This window comes from Streptomyces mutomycini, assembly GCF_001700505.1.
Taxonomy (GTDB): Bacteria; Actinomycetota; Actinomycetes; order Streptomycetales; family Streptomycetaceae; genus Streptomyces; species Streptomyces mutomycini.
Genome location: NZ_MAPV01000035.1, coordinates 22,904 through 36,950, shown reverse-complemented (window position 1 = coordinate 36,950; position 14,047 = coordinate 22,904). Strand labels below are relative to the sequence as shown.

The 14,047-nt window shown below is 69.8% G+C and carries 13 protein-coding genes, 1 tRNA gene and 3 pseudogenes; 14 read left to right on the top strand and 3 right to left on the bottom strand.

The window, feature by feature from the left end:
- The 12 genes and pseudogenes from BFF76_RS32865 to BFF76_RS05440 all read left to right on the top strand — a co-directional run.
- Positions 1 to 320, top strand: a pseudogene (locus BFF76_RS32865) (hypothetical protein); the annotation flags it as partial.
- Complete coding sequence (locus BFF76_RS05490; RefSeq protein WP_053930256.1) at positions 317 to 1,285, top strand: complex I subunit 1/NuoH family protein; 969 nt, start codon at positions 317 to 319, stop codon at positions 1,283 to 1,285. The pseudogene BFF76_RS32865 and the gene BFF76_RS05490, both read left to right, overlap by 4 nt.
- Positions 1,285 to 1,875, top strand: coding sequence for a NuoI/complex I 23 kDa subunit family protein (locus BFF76_RS05485; RefSeq protein ID WP_031092996.1), 591 nt, complete (start codon positions 1,285 to 1,287; stop codon positions 1,873 to 1,875). The genes BFF76_RS05490 and BFF76_RS05485 overlap by 1 nt, the downstream gene beginning before the upstream one ends.
- Positions 1,872 to 2,558 carry an NADH-quinone oxidoreductase subunit J family protein gene (locus tag BFF76_RS05480; protein ID WP_078850583.1) on the top strand — a complete coding sequence of 229 codons (687 nt, stop codon included), beginning with the start codon at positions 1,872 to 1,874 and terminating at the stop codon, positions 2,556 to 2,558. The genes BFF76_RS05485 and BFF76_RS05480 overlap by 4 nt, the downstream gene beginning before the upstream one ends.
- Positions 2,558 to 2,977 (top strand): NADH-quinone oxidoreductase subunit NuoK, encoded by a 420-nt coding sequence (gene nuoK, locus BFF76_RS05475; protein ID WP_065847432.1) that lies wholly within the window; start codon positions 2,558 to 2,560, stop codon positions 2,975 to 2,977. Before BFF76_RS05480 ends, nuoK begins: the two co-directional genes overlap by 1 nt.
- The gene (locus BFF76_RS05470; RefSeq protein ID WP_031092992.1) at positions 2,974 to 4,974 is read left to right on the top strand and encodes an NADH-quinone oxidoreductase subunit 5 family protein; all 2,001 of its coding nucleotides are present in this window, start codon (positions 2,974 to 2,976) and stop codon (positions 4,972 to 4,974) included. The genes nuoK and BFF76_RS05470 overlap by 4 nt, the downstream gene beginning before the upstream one ends.
- Before the next feature lie 27 nt (positions 4,975 to 5,001).
- Positions 5,002 to 6,552: a complex I subunit 4 family protein gene (locus tag BFF76_RS05465; RefSeq protein ID WP_031092991.1), complete on the top strand. Its 1,551-nt coding sequence runs from the start codon at positions 5,002 to 5,004 to the stop codon at positions 6,550 to 6,552.
- Positions 6,549 to 8,093, top strand: a complete 1,545-nt coding sequence (locus BFF76_RS05460; RefSeq protein ID WP_053930258.1) for an NADH-quinone oxidoreductase subunit N — start codon at positions 6,549 to 6,551, stop codon at positions 8,091 to 8,093. The genes BFF76_RS05465 and BFF76_RS05460 overlap by 4 nt, the downstream gene beginning before the upstream one ends.
- 118 nt (positions 8,094 to 8,211) lie before the next feature.
- Positions 8,212 to 8,676, top strand: a complete 465-nt coding sequence (gene mscL / locus BFF76_RS05455) for a large conductance mechanosensitive channel protein MscL (protein ID WP_031092987.1) — start codon at positions 8,212 to 8,214, stop codon at positions 8,674 to 8,676.
- Positions 8,677 to 8,895: 219 nt separating this feature from the next.
- Positions 8,896 to 9,759, top strand: coding sequence for a zinc metalloprotease HtpX (htpX, locus tag BFF76_RS05450; protein ID WP_031092986.1), 864 nt, complete (start codon positions 8,896 to 8,898; stop codon positions 9,757 to 9,759).
- Positions 9,756 to 10,148 (top strand): YccF domain-containing protein, encoded by a 393-nt coding sequence (locus tag BFF76_RS05445; RefSeq protein WP_031092984.1) that lies wholly within the window; start codon positions 9,756 to 9,758, stop codon positions 10,146 to 10,148. Before htpX ends, BFF76_RS05445 begins: the two co-directional genes overlap by 4 nt.
- An 81-nt stretch (positions 10,149 to 10,229) precedes the next feature.
- Positions 10,230 to 10,502 carry a GlsB/YeaQ/YmgE family stress response membrane protein gene (locus BFF76_RS05440; RefSeq protein WP_053930260.1) on the top strand — a complete coding sequence of 91 codons (273 nt, stop codon included), beginning with the start codon at positions 10,230 to 10,232 and terminating at the stop codon, positions 10,500 to 10,502.
- Positions 10,503 to 10,608: 106 nt separating this feature from the next.
- On the opposite strand, the gene BFF76_RS05435 is transcribed toward BFF76_RS05440, so the two are convergent.
- Entirely contained in the window at positions 10,609 to 11,097 is a 489-nt protein-coding gene (locus BFF76_RS05435; RefSeq protein WP_031092980.1) for a YajQ family cyclic di-GMP-binding protein, read from the bottom strand.
- A gap of 164 nt (positions 11,098 to 11,261) precedes the next feature.
- Here BFF76_RS05435 and BFF76_RS05430 point away from each other — a divergent pair.
- A tRNA-Tyr gene (locus BFF76_RS05430) sits at positions 11,262 to 11,343 on the top strand.
- Positions 11,344 to 11,542: 199 nt separating this feature from the next.
- Here the strand turns inward: BFF76_RS05430 and BFF76_RS05425 are convergent.
- On the bottom strand, positions 11,543 to 11,926 hold the full coding sequence (locus tag BFF76_RS05425) for a hypothetical protein (protein WP_234351866.1): 384 nt from the start codon (positions 11,924 to 11,926) through the stop codon (positions 11,543 to 11,545).
- 357 nt (positions 11,927 to 12,283) lie between these two features.
- Between BFF76_RS05425 and BFF76_RS05420 the strand changes: the two are divergent.
- Positions 12,284 to 12,873, top strand: a pseudogene (locus BFF76_RS05420) (TetR/AcrR family transcriptional regulator).
- Between the two features lie 11 nt (positions 12,874 to 12,884).
- Here BFF76_RS05420 and BFF76_RS05415 read toward each other — a convergent pair.
- A pseudogene (locus tag BFF76_RS05415) lies at positions 12,885 to 13,849 on the bottom strand (SMP-30/gluconolactonase/LRE family protein).
- Positions 13,850 to 14,047 lie beyond the last annotated feature (198 nt).

The window sequence follows — 14,047 nt, the reverse complement described above, 5'->3', positions numbered from 1 at the left end:
CGGAGCCGGAGCCGGAGCCCGAGCAGTCGCCGTCGCCGGAGCAGGGGCAGCAGACGGAGGCCGCACCGGCTGCCGAGCCAGGGACGCCTTCGGACGCGCCTGCGCAGGGCGACGCCGACCGCGACCCGGACAGCGGCTCCGGCCGTGAATCCGAGTCCGGCCCCGACTCCCCCTCCCGGACCGGCCGTCCCGCCGACCAGGACCGTTCCGCCCATCCGGACCGTTCCGCCGACCAGGACCGTCCCGCCCATCCGGACCGTTCCGCCGACCAGGACCGTTCCGCCGATTCCGACCGCCCCGCCGGAGGCGATACCGCGTGAACGACGTACTCGACGTCGCCCTCCGCCTCGTCATCGTCTTTGCCGTGTTCATGGTGGTCCCCCTCGTCGTGGGGCAGGCGGAACACAAGGTCATGGCCCATATGCAGGGCCGCCTCGGCCCCATGTACGCGGGTGGCTTCCACGGCTGGGCCCAGCTCGTCGCGGACGGGGTGAAGTTCGCGCAGAAGGAAGATGTCGTACCTGCCGACGCGGACCGCCGGATCTTCCAGCTGGCCCCGGCCGTCGCCCTGCTCCCGTACCTCCTCGTGATCGTGGCGATCCCGATCGGCCCCGGCGAGGGAGCGGTCGGGCAGGTCGTCGACGCGGGCATCTTCTTCGTGCTCGCCGTCATGGGCGTCGGAGTTCTCGGCTCGTTGATGGCGGGCTGGGCCTCGGCCAACAAGTTCTCCCTCCTCGGCGGTCTCCGCACCGCCGCGCAGCTGCTCGCCTACGAACTGCCGATGCTGCTCGCCGCCGCATCCGTGGCCATGGCGGCCGGTACCGTCTCGCTCCCCGGCATCCTCAACGCCTTCGAGTGGTGGTGGCTGCCCTGGCAGATCGTCGGCGCGCTGGTCTTCTTCGTCGCGGGGCTCGCCGAACTCCAGCGCCCGCCCTTCGACATGCCGGTCGCCGACTCCGAGATCATCTTCGGTGCGTACACCGAGTACACGGGTCTCCGCTTCGCCCTGTTCCTGCTCGCCGAGTACGCCGGAATCGTCGTCCTGTGCGGTCTGACGACCGTCCTCTTCCTCGGCGGATGGCACGGACCGCTGGGCGCCGACGGGCTCGGCTGGGTCTGGACCCTGCTCAAGACGGGTGTTCTGGCGTTCGTCGTCATCTGGCTCCGGGTCACCTACCCCCGTCTGCGCGAGGACCAGCTGCAGAAGCTCGCGTGGACCACGCTCATCCCCCTCGCCCTCGCGCAGATCGCGCTCACCGGCATCGTGAAGGTGGCGATCAACTAGTGCCCCCGATTCCCGGCTCAGGCCTGGCCAAGGGTCTGGCCGTCACCCTGCGGACCATGACGAAGCGAACGGTCACCGCGCAGTACCCGGACGTCCAGCCCGAACTGCCGCCCCGCACCCGGGGCGTCATCGGTCTGTTCGAGGAGAACTGCACGGTCTGCATGCTGTGCGCCCGTGAATGCCCCGACTGGTGCATCTACATCGACTCCCACAAGGAGACGGTGCCCCCGGCCGCACCGGGCGGCCGCGAGCGCAGCCGCAACGTCCTGGACCGCTTCGCGATCGACTTCGCGCTGTGCATGTACTGCGGAATCTGCATCGAGGTGTGTCCTTTCGACGCGCTGTTCTGGTCACCCGAGTTCGAGTACGCGGAGACGGACATCCACGAACTCACCCACGAGCGCGACAAGCTCCGCGAGTGGATGTGGACCGTCCCCGAACCGCCCGCCCTCGACCCGGCGGCCGAGGAGCCCAAGGAGATCGCGGCAGCCCGCAAGACGGCGGACAAGCTCCAGGCCCAGGAGGCCCAGACTCAGGCAGCTCAAGAGGCCCAGCCGACCCGGACAGCGGAACAGGAGGGCCAGGAGTGACCCTCGCGGCCACCGCCGGCCACCCCGGCTTCCTCTCACCGAACGGCGTCGAGATCGCCTTCGTCCTGGTCGGGCTCGCCACCCTCGGCGCAGCCCTCATCACCGTCACCACCAAGCAACTCGTGCACGCCGCCCTGTGGCTCGTCGTGGCGCTCGGCGGTGTGGCGGTGGAGTACCTCCTGCTCACGGCCGAGTTCATCGCCTGGGTGCAGGTACTGATCTACGTCGGTTCCGTCGTGGTCCTCCTCCTCTTCGGACTGATGCTCACCAGAGCCCCCATCGGCCGTTCCCCGGACGCCGACTCGGGCAACCGTTGGATCGCCCTCGGCGCTTCCCTCGCCGCCGCAGGGGCTCTCGTCTGGGTCGTGGTCGACGCGTTCCGTACGACCTGGATCGATCTGGACGGTCCCGCCCAGGGCTCCACCAAGGCGTCCGGAGAGTTCCTCTTCCGGCACTGGGTGCTTCCCTTCGAGGCGCTCTCCGTCCTGCTGCTCGCCGCCCTCGTGGGAGCGATCGTCATTTCCCGCAAGGACCGCCAGGACCCGCAGGGCGGGCAAGGCACGCAGGACCGTCGCGGCGGCGGCGGCCGACAGGGCAGTAACGGTGTGCAGGGCCCCAGCGGGCCGCAGGGCGGCGACGACCGGCGGGAACGGCCGACCGTGAACCGGGAGGACAAGAGCTGATGCACCTCGCCTATCCCGCGGTCCTCGCCGTCCTCCTCTTCTGCACCGGGCTGTACGGGGTACTGGCCCGCCGCAACGCGATCCTCGTCCTGATGTCCGTCGAGCTCATGCTCAACGCCGTCAACCTGAACCTCGTCGCCTTCGACGTCTGGCTCCGCGACGCGCTCCACTCCGGCCAGGCCCTCACCCTCTTCACGATCGCCATCGCCGCGGCCGAGATCGGCATCGGCCTCGCGATCGTCCTGGCCGTCTACCGCAACCGCGGCAGCGCGGACATCGACCGTCTCCGCGACACCGCGGAGACCGACGACGCCGAAACGCTCCCCGACGACTTCGACGGCGTTGCCGCCCGGGACACCACCGCAGACCAGGCCACTGCTCCGGCAGGGAAGGCAAAGAAGGCAGAGGCCACCGCGTGACCACCACGACCCTCGCCGTCCTCGTCCCGCTCCTCCCCTTCCTGGGCGCCGCCGCCGGACTCCTCCTGGGGCGGACCGCGCCCGGCTTCGTCCGCCCCCTCGCCGTGCTGCCGACCCTCGCCGCCGCCGTCATCGCGGCCGTCGTCGCCGCACGCCAGGGCGGCGGCCGGCCCATCGACGCCGCGACCCAGCTGACCCCCACCGGGTCGGTCCCGGTCGACCTGGCGCTGCACCTGGACGGCTTCGCCGTCCTCGTCGCCGTCCTCGTCGGGCTCGTCGCCACCTGCGTGCAGATCTACTCGACGGCCTATCTGAAGAACGACGCGCGCTACCCCTCGTACGCGGCCCTCGTCTCCCTCTTCACCTCCGCGATGCTGCTCGTCGTCTACTCCGGCGACCTCATGGTGCTCCTGGTCGGCTGGGAGATCATGGGCATCTGCTCGTACTTCCTCGTCGGCCACTACTGGGAGACCCCCGAAGCCCGCGCGGCCTCCCTCAAGGCGTTCCTGGTCACCAAGCTCGGCGACGTCCCCTTCCTCATCGGCCTGTTCGCACTCGCCGCCGACACCGGCACCTTCCGCATCACCGGCATCCTGGCCGCCGTCAACAACGGCGGACTCGAACACCCCACCCTCATCGCCCTGCTGCTCCTCGCCGGCGTCGCGGGCAAGTCCGCGCAGTTCCCCCTGCACACCTGGCTGCCCGACGCGATGGCCGGCCCCACCCCCGTCTCCGCGCTGATCCACGCCGCGACGATGGTCGCCGCCGGCATCTACTTCGTGGCCCGGCTCCTCCCCGTCTTCGCCGCCTCCGGCGCCGCCCTCGTCGTCCTCGCCGTGATGGCGGCCGTCACGATGATCGGCTCCGGACTCGCCGCACTCGCACAGGACGACATCAAGCGCGTCCTCGCCTACTCCACGATCGGCCAGCTCGGCTACATGTCCGGGGCCCTGGCCGTCGGCGACCGTGGGGCCGCCGTCTTCCACCTCATGTCCCACGGTGCGTTCAAGGCTGTCCTCTTCCTCGCGGCGGGCGTCGTCATCCACTCGACGGGCACCAACTCACTCGCCGCGATGTCCCGCATGAGCGGGCTGGCCAAGCGCATCCCGGACGCCTACTGGACGATGACCGTCGCCCTCCTGGCGCTCGCCGCAATTCCCCCCTTCGCCGGCTTCTTCTCCAAGGAAGCGGTCCTCGTCGCCGCCGAGCACACCGCTTTCGGGGACCGCGACGTCGCCCCGGCCGCCGCCGGCTGGACGATCCTCGTCGCCGGACTCGCCGCCGCCGTCCTCACCGCCGCCTACGCCACCCGGCTGTGGCTCCTGGCGTTCCGCGGGCGTGGCCCCGAGGCCGCCGACCACGGCAGGCAGCCCGTCGCGATGACCTCCGTCCTCTGGGTCCTGGCCGTCCCCACCATCGCCTTCGGCCTCACCACCGGCGTCCTCATCGACTGGTTCGACGGACACAGCCTCGCCCCCTCCCTCACGACCGCCGTCCTCTCCACCGGCGTCGGACTCGTCGGCGGACTCGTCACCTACGGGGCGTGGCGCCACACGACGGCGCACGCCGACCGTCCCCCGGTCGGTGCGGTCGCCGCACACCCCGACGCCGAACCCGCCCTCGTGGAGGCCGAGGCGATCGCCTCGCACACCGCGGTGTACGGGACCATCGCGGACGCCCCCGACCCCACGGACCCCGGCAGGCTCCTGCTGGGACCACTGCACCGCCACGCGGTCACCGGCTTCCACCTCGACGCCCTGTACACGGCGCTCTTCGTGCGCCCCGTCGGGGCCGCCGCACGGCTCGTCCGCTTCCTGGACCGTGAGGTCGTCGACACCTACGTACGCGGCTCGGGCAACATCGCCCGCGGACTCGGAACCCTGGTCCGCCGCGCCCAGACCGGCAACGTGCAGACCTACCTCGGCGCACTGCTCGCCGGAACCCTTGTCCTGGCGATCGCCGCCGTCGTCTTTGCCAACGTCTACGCCGGGGCGTGAGCCGTGTTCGATATCAGCGCATCCGTGATGCAGTTCCTCCTGGCGTTCGTCGTCGTCGTCCCGCTCCTCGGCGCGGCCGCCGCGCTCCTGCCCGCTCCGCCCGGGCTCAAGGGCAGGAACCCCGACCAGGCCGTGCTCCGCCATGGCGTGACCGTCACCGGCGCCGTACTCCTCGCCGTGCTCGTCCTCGCCGCGGGCTTCGACCACGACCATCCGTCGAAGATGCAGGCCACCACCGACATCAGCTGGATCCCGGCACTCGACGTCCGGATCCACCTCGGCACCGACGGCATCTCGCTCCCCCTTCTCGTACTGACCGCGCTGCTGACCTTCCTCTGCGCGCTCTACAGCTACTTCAAGCTCCCCGCAGGCCCCTCCCCGAAGGCCTTCGTCGCACTCGTCCTCGTCCTGGAGTCCGGCACCCTCGCGACCTTCGCCGTCCTCGACCTGCTGCTGTTCTTCCTGGCCTTCGAGATGGTCCTCATCCCGATGTACTTCCTCATCGCCCGCTGGGGCGGCGACCGGAAGCAGCCCGCCGCCTGGAAGTTCATCCTCTACACGCTGCTCGGCTCCGTGATCATGCTGCTGGGGCTGCTCCTCATCGGACTGAAGAGCGGCACCTTCGACATGGTGGCACTCGCCACTGACAACGGCCGGGGCCTCACCGCATCCGTGCAGGTCATCGCCGTACTGGCCGTCGGGATCGGCCTGGCCGTCAAGACCCCGATGTGGCCCCTGCACAGCTGGCTGCCCGACGCCCACACCGCGGCCCCGACGGTCGGCTCCGTCCTCCTCGCCGGGGTGATGCTGAAGATGGGGACGTACGGATTCGTCCGCGTCCTGCTCCCCGTCGCTCCCGACGGGATGCGGACCTTCGCGCCGTACCTCGCGGCGTTCGCCGTCGTCGGGATCGTCTACGGCTCCCTCGCCTGCCTCGCACTCGCCCGGCCCGGCGCCAAGGGCGACCTCAAGCGCCTCATCGCCTACTCCTCCGTGGGCCACATGGGCTTCGTGCTGCTCGGCATCGCGACCATGACTCCCACCGGCGTCAACGGCGCGCTCTTCGCGAACATCGCCCACGGCCTCATCACCGGCCTGCTGTTCTTCCTGGTCGGCGCCGTCAAGGACCGCTACGGCACCGCCGACCTCGACACCCTCGCCGGCGCCACCGGGGCCGCTCTCTACGGCCGTGCGCCCCGGCTCGGCGGCCTCCTCGCCTTCGCCGCCGTCGCCTCGCTCGGGCTCCCCGGACTCGCCGGGTTCTGGGGCGAGATGCTGACCCTGTTCGGCGCCTTCGACCCCGCCGAAGGGCTCAGCCGCCCCGCCTTCCTCACCTTCATGTCCATCGGCGCGTTCGGCACCCTGCTCACCGCCGCCTACATGCTCATCGTCGTACGCCGCGTCTGCATGGGCGAGATGCGCGAAGAGCCGCACCCGGTCGCCGACATCCAGACCTACGAATTCGCCGCCTGGACCCCCCTCGCGGCCCTCACCGTCCTCGCCGGACTCTGGCCCGCCGTCCTCCTCGGCCTCACCGACCCGGCCGTGCAGAAGCTCCTCGCAGGAGGCAAGTCGTGACCGTGGCAGCCGACAGCGCAACCGGGGCGGCAAGCCTCGTCCAGTCCGTCGACTGGCTCGCGATCGCGCCCCCGGTCATCGCGGCGTCCGTGGCCCTGCTCGTCCTCGTCGCCGACCTCTTCACCAGCGAACGGCACAAGCCGCTCCTCGGCTACGGGGCCGTCGCCGGACTCGTCGCCGCGCTTGCCGTGCTCGTCCCGCTGCGAGCCGGAGACCGGTCCACCTTCTGCCTCACCGGCGGGGCCCAGGCCTGCAGCTACACCGCCGACCACTTCGCGCTCGTCATCCAGGCGCTCGTGCTCGGCGGGGCCCTGCTCACCGCGCTGCTCTCGATCGGCGACACACGCAAGCTCCCCGCCGGCGAGTTCTGGTTCCTGCTCCTCGCCTCCGCCGCGGGTGCCGCACTGCTTCCCGCGGCGCGGGACCTCGCCACGCTCGTCGTCGCCCTCGAAGTCGCCTCGCTCCCCGCGTTCGCCCTCGTCGGCATCAAGCGCGGTGACCGCCGCTCCTCCGAAGCGGCGCTGAAGTTCTTCCTCTCCTCCGTCGTCGCCACCGCCGTCATGCTCCTGGGCGTCAGCTTCGTCTACGCGACCACCGGCACCATGCACCTCACGGAGATCGCCGCCCGCCTCGACGACGTACCGGGCAGGTTCACCACCCTCGCCGAGGCGGGCGTCGTCCTCACCCTCGTGGGCTTCGCATTCAAGACGGCTGCCGCGCCCTTCCACTTCTGGGTCCCCGACACCTACGTGGGAGCCCCGCTCCCCATCGCCGCCTACCTCTCGGTCGTCGGCAAGGCCGTCGGGTTCTCCGGCCTCATCCTCGTCACGGTGATCGGCTTCCCGTCGTACGCCGACGTCTGGGGCCCCGCCCTGGCCGTCCTCGCCGCGCTCACCATGACCGTCGGCAACGTCGCCGCGCTCCGGCAGAACGCCACCCGCACCCGCAGCGCCGTACGCCTCCTCGCCTGGTCGTCCGTCGGCCAGGCGGGCTACCTCCTCGTCCCGATCGCCGCCGCCGCGTACTCCGGGGGCGACCGCATCGGCTCCACTGTCGCCTACGCCCTGATGTACGCGGTGGTGAACCTCGGGGCCTTCGCGGTCGCCGCCCTCGTCGCCCGTACCCACCCGGGAAACCGCATCGCCGACTACCGCGGCCTGTACGCCACCCGCCCCCTGGCCGCGCTGGCCATGGGCTTCTTCCTGCTCTGCCTGGCCGGCCTGCCGCCCGGCATCATCGGCCTCTTCGCCAAGGTCACGGTCTTCTCCGCCGCAGTCGACGCCGGGCTCGGCTGGCTCGCCGTCGTCATGGCCGTCAACGTGGTGATCGCGCTCTACTACTACCTGCGGTGGACCGCCGCGCTCTTCCGAACCCCGGAGACCGACACGGCGACAGAGGCGTCAGAAACCGCACCCACGGCGCACAGGCACCGGATCCCCGTCCCGCTCACGCTGGCGATCACCCTCACCGCCGTAGCCGGAATCACACTCTCCGGTGCCCCCCAGCTCATCCTCCGTTTCGCCGCCGTCAGCCTCTTCTGACCAGGTACGGCGAGCTTGCCCCTGCAGCCACGCACAGGGCATGGTCGTGTGTGCACGCCTCGCGAAGACAGGGGCGCGGGACGAGCACGCACAAGAAGAGAACAGAGGAGCCAGAGCGGTGCTGAACGGGTTCAAGGACTTCATCCTCCGCGGGAACGTCATCTCGATGGCCATCGGCCTCGCCGTCGGTGCCGCCTTCACCGCCGTGGTCACCGGCTTCAGCAACGCGTTCATCGTTCCGCTGATCGGAGTCTTCACCCGTGGCACCGGCGACTTCACCAAGGCGTCCTACAGCATCGACGGCGTGAAGTTCCCGTACGGGCTCTTCGTCAGCGCCGCGATCGCCTTCCTCATCACCGCGGCGGTCCTCTACTTCCTGGTCGTCCTGCCCATGGCCAAGGTGCAGAACCGCTTCACCGCGAAGGAGGAGGAGCAGAAGGCCGACATCAAGGCCGCCCTGCGTGACTGCCCCCGCTGCTTCACCGAGATCCCCTCCATCGCCACCCGCTGCGGCCACTGCACCAGCGACGTCGAGCCGGACGCCGAGGCCCGTGCGCTCGCGGGACTCCCCGCCCAGCGCTGACCCGCGTCCGCCGGCCCGTACAGGCCCGCGCGGACACCTCCACCCGTACGGCCCAGGGGCGGATCCACCCGGATCCGCCCCTGCCGCATGTGCCCCCGGCCACCTCGCACAAGGGAACTAGCTCTCGTCGCCTCGCGTTGACCCGTAAGGGAGGCTCCACTGGGGAGTGGAGCACCACCGAGCAAGGGTTCCCCTGCTGCACCACTTGGAGGGCGTACCGTGCACCGCCGGCACAACGGGCTGAAAACCGCTGTACTCCTCGGGGGCCTCTCGGCCCTCATCATCGTCATCGGCAGCTTCTTCGGACGGACCGGCCTCATCGTGGCCCTCCTCGTCGCGCTCGCCACCAACGCCTACGCGTACTGGAACAGCGACAAGCTCGCCCTGCGCGCCATGAGGGCACGCCCGGTCAGCGAATTCGAGGCCCCGCAGCTCTACCGCACCGTCCGGGAACTCTCGACGGCGGCCCGCCAGCCCATGCCCCGGCTCTACATCTCCCCGACCCAGGCACCCAATGCCTTCGCCACCGGCCGCAACCCACGCAACGCCGCCGTGTGCTGCACCGAGGGGATCCTCCAGATCCTCGACGAGCGCGAACTGCGCGGGGTCCTCGGCCACGAGCTGAGCCACGTCTACAACCGCGACATCCTCATCTCGTCCGTCGCGGGCGCCCTCGCCTCGGTGGTCATGTTCCTGGTCAACTTCGCGTGGCTCATCCCCTTGGGCCGGTCGGACGACGACGAGGGCCCCGGCATCCTGGGGATGCTGCTGGTCATGATCCTCGGCCCCCTCGCCGCCTCCGTGATCCAGCTCGCCGTGAGCCGCTCCCGTGAGTACCAGGCCGACGCGTCCGGGGCTCAGCTCACCGGCGACCCGCTCGCCCTGGCGTCCGCGCTGCGCAAGCTCGACGCCGGGACCAGACAGCTTCCGCTCCCACCCGAACCACGGATCGAGACCGCGAGTCACATGATGATCGCGAACCCGTTCCGTCCCGGCCAGGGCATGTCCAAGATGTTCTCCACCCACCCGCCCATGGCCGACCGCATCGCCCGACTCGAGCAGATGGCAGGGTATCGACCGTGAAGACAATCCTGAACGTCATATGGCTGGTCCTGTGCGGACTCTGGATGTTCCTCGGCTACATGGCCGCGGGGCTCCTGCTCTGCATCACGATCATCGGAATCCCCTTCGGCGTGGCCGCGTTCCGAATAGGCGTCTACGCCCTATGGCCCTTCGGCTACACCGTCGTCGACCGTCACGACGCCGGGGGCGGCTCCCTCATCGGCAACGTCCTCTGGGTGATCCTGGCCGGCTGGTGGCTCGCGCTCGGCCACATCTTCACCGGCATCGCCCTGTGCGTCACGATCATCGGCATCCCGCTGGGTATCGCGAACTTCAAGCTCCTCCCGGTCTCGCTGATGCCCTTCGGCAAGGAGATCGTCCGCACGGACCAGCCGTTCGCCACCCGCTAGACGGATAGCCCGGCCGGCAACCGTACCCGTCCCCGCAGGCGTCTTGGCTTGCAGGAACAAGTGACGGGTAGGTTCGCGGACATGAGCATCATCAGCTGGATAATCCTGGGGCTGCTGGCCGGCGCCATAGCCAAGTTTCTTCTGCCGGGCCGTGACCCCGGCGGCATCATCGGCACGACCCTCATCGGCATCGTGGGTGCCTTCCTCGGTGGCTGGCTGTCGTCCCGATTCCTCGACCGGCCCATCAGCACGGACTTCTACGACACGGCCACCTGGGTCGCCGCCATCGCCGGGTCCCTCGTCCTGCTGATCGCCTACCGGCTGCTCTTCGGCAACTCCCGCGACCGCCGCTGAACCGCTCCCGCACAGCTCCGTCGGACATGGCAACGGGGCGGGTCATGCCGACCGGCACGCCCCGCCCCGCCTCGTCCACGACCCGCTGCACTCGGCAGCGGACCGCTTAGCGGTAGTTGGCGAACTGCACCGCGAAGTCGAGGTCCTTGCCCTTGATCAGCGCCTGCACGGTCTGCAGGTCGTCGCGGCTCTTCGAGCTGACCCGCAGCTCGTCGCCCTGGACCAGCGCCTTGACGCCCTTCGGGCCCTCATCGCGGATGATCTTCGCCACCTTCTTGGCGTTCTCCTGGGAGATGCCCTCCTCGATCGTGGCGAAGATCTTGTACTCCTTGCCGGAAAGCTGCGGCTCGCCCGCGTCCAGCGACTTCAGGGAGATCCCGCGCTTGATCAGCTTGGACTGGAAGATGTCGAGGATCGCCTTGACCCGCTCCTCGCCGTTCGCCTCCATAAGGATCTTCTCGCCGGACCAGGCGATCGATGCCCCCGTGCCCTTGAAGTCGTAGCGCTGGGAGATCTCCTTGGCGGCCTGGTTGAGGGCGTTGTCGACCTCCTGCCGCTCGACCTTCGAGACGATGTCGAAACTGGAGTCGGCCATGACGTGTGGCTCCTTGCGTCGTATGCGTTGGGTACGGCCCAAAGCCTAGCCACCGTCGCGCGCACCCGGTGCTGATCAATCAGGTGGCGTAGCACCCCTGGGCATCAGGTATCGTTTACGTCGTCGCCAAGGAGCCCCCAACCGGGATCCGAGGCGTCGTTCCAGGCGGTGTGCCCGAGTGGCCAAAGGGAGCAGACTGTAAATCTGCCGGCTCAGCCTACCCAGGTTCGAACCCTGGCGCCGCCACAGGACGGGAAACCCCGTCCGACCTGCTTCAACCGCAGGTCGGGCGGGGTTTCTGCGTGTGTGCACGCGGGGCCGCGGAGTGCGCCGATCGGCCTCTGTATCCCGCGTTGTCTCACCCGCATCGCACGGAAGCGCCGTACTGCCTCCAGACCACGATGGGAGGGTCCGGCGCTGCCCGGCTTCAGCGACGGTCAGCTATTCACTTCGGCTCGACCGGCGGGCAGGTGCCTGTGTTCTCGCCGATGGAGTTGATCTCGGCGTTGGGCCGCGGGTCGCCTGCGTAGTCGAGCTGGTCGGTGCACTTCTCGTCGGACGGTGACTTCTGGACCGGCGGGCAGGTGCCTGTGTTCTCGCCGATGGAGTTGATCTCGGCGTTGGGCCGCGGGTCGCCCGCGTAGTCGACCTGGTCGGTGCACTTCTCGTCGGACTGGGCGGGCGTTTCCGAAGTCGTGCTCCTCGCAGGGTCGGACTGGGGGGTGCTCGCGGCCTCTGCTGATGCACTGCTGGTGACGGAGGAAGCGTTGTCGGCGCCATCGTTACATGCCGTCAGTGCCAGGCCGAGGGCCACCACGGCCGTGGTCATTACCGAGATCTTCCGAATGCGCATGCTGGTGTCTGTCCTCTGCGTGGGGCTGTCGCCCCTGGGTAGCGAGCGAGCGAGCTGGGCGACTGTGTCCGTGTGGCTTTCCGTCCCGCAGGATGGCCGATGCGGTCGCACCAGTTGCCTCTTGATCGCGCTCAGGACACGTTCGTGACATGACAGTGGCCGCACCGTGAAGTCAGCCGCTTCGGGGGCTCGGTGAGCAGCTCGCGCCAAGGCGATGACCGGATGACGTCGATCAGGAAGTTCCAGGTCACCTTCGACTGTGCACGGAACGCAGGCGTCAAGGGCTCCGCCGGCGGAGGCCCGCCCCCGGAGGGCGGCCGGTAGCCTTTCGGGATGGCCCAGCCCCTTGAGCCCGCCGAGCGGCGGCCCGCGAACCACGGGCCCAAGGTGGCAGCCCGCAATCGGGACGCTCTGATCGTCGCCGCGCGGGAGATCTACGCGACCCACGGGCTGGACGCTCCGCTTTCCGCGATAGCCCGTCGTGCGGGGGTCGGGCAAGGAGTCCTGTACCGGCATTTTCCCGACGTACGGCCGTGGCGATCGCCGTCCTGGAGGAGAACGTACGGCAGGTCGAACAGGCGGCCGCCGCCGAGGACGCGGCCTTCGCCGACGTCCTCGGCGTGCTGACCTGGCACCTGACGGAGTCGGCGGCGTTCCTGGGCCTGTTGCACGCCAACGGGGCCACCGGCCACACGGAAGCTCTCGCGCACGCCCTGGTCCTGTCGGGCCGGGTCGAGTCCGCTCTGCGGCGGCTCCTGCCGGAGGGGCACCGGCTGAGTGCGCCGGACGGCCTCATGCTCGCCGTTGCCATGGTCTCCGGCGCCGTCGGCGGCCCCACACGCGAGGTGCGGGAGCACCGCGCGGTAGCGGCCTGGCGGCTGCTCGGCGTCGAGGTGGGGCCGGTGCGGCCTTTCGAGGGGTGAGAGCGGGGGTGTCAGCCGCCGTTGGACTGCCGGACCCCCTTCGCCAGTGCGTCGAAGGTGTACAGGTATCCGCCGGCCGGTCCGCTGACGGTCATGTACGCCTTGGTCCCGCCGGGTGTGATCGCCACGTTCGTCGCAGACTCGAGCCCCTTGGCGCGCGCGGGGACCTCGACGGTCGCCAGGCGCTCGCCGTGTTTGTCGTACACGGCCATGGCCGCTCGGCCGTGCAGCGCCTGGTAGAGGTTGCCGTCCGCGTCCACGGCGATCGAGTCGGTCTGGGCGATTCCGCCGTCCACACGGACGGCGGTGTGCCGGGAAGCGACTCCGCCCTTTCCGTCGAGCCGGAGGTACGAGATCCGGTTCTGCGTCAGCTCGCTGATCCACAATCCCGCGTAGTCCGCGTCGAAGGAGATCCCGTTCGTCGCGGCGAGCCCCTCGGCCAGCACGGTGGCCTTCTCGCCGTCCCGCTCGATCCGCACCACACGCCCGTGCGCATCGCCTGTGGACAGGCCGCGTGAGTCGCTGACGTACAGGTTGCCCTCCTCGTCGAAGGCGATGTCGTCGGGGTTCATCCGCGCTCCGTCGACATCTCCGGAGAAGAAGGTCCGCGGGTCGCTTCCGTCCGGGGCCAGGCTGACGACCTCACCGTGGGCGTAGTCGGTCAGGTAGAGGCGGCCGTCGTGCGGGCTGAACTGTGCCGACGTGTAAGCCCCTCGCCCGTCCGTATGGACCGCCTGTGCCGTCCTCTTCCTGACGTCGACACGGATGACTTTCGGCTTCCCCGCAGGGGCGGTGACGTCGACGACGAGCAGATCGCCGGACTCGTCGAAGGCCGGGCCCTCCAGCAGGGTCATCCCGGTCTCTTCGTGCACCTTCGTCAGCCGCATCACCTGGTGGGCGCGGATGGTCCTGTCCGAAGCTGCGGGGTGCCGACGGCGGCGAGCACCGCGAGGGACCGGACCGGGAGTCGTCGCATGGGGGGATCACTCTTCCTGTCTGCGGGGAGCCCGCCGGCCGAGAATTCAGCGTCGCCCGTACGGGGGCGCGGAGGCGCCCTGCACGGCTTTCAGGGTTCACCCGTGCAGCAACCGGACAGCCCTGTCCGGTAGTTGCCACGGTAGCGGACGGCCGTTCGATCCGGGGCGGACGATCGATGGAGGTGGAGAACGTGACG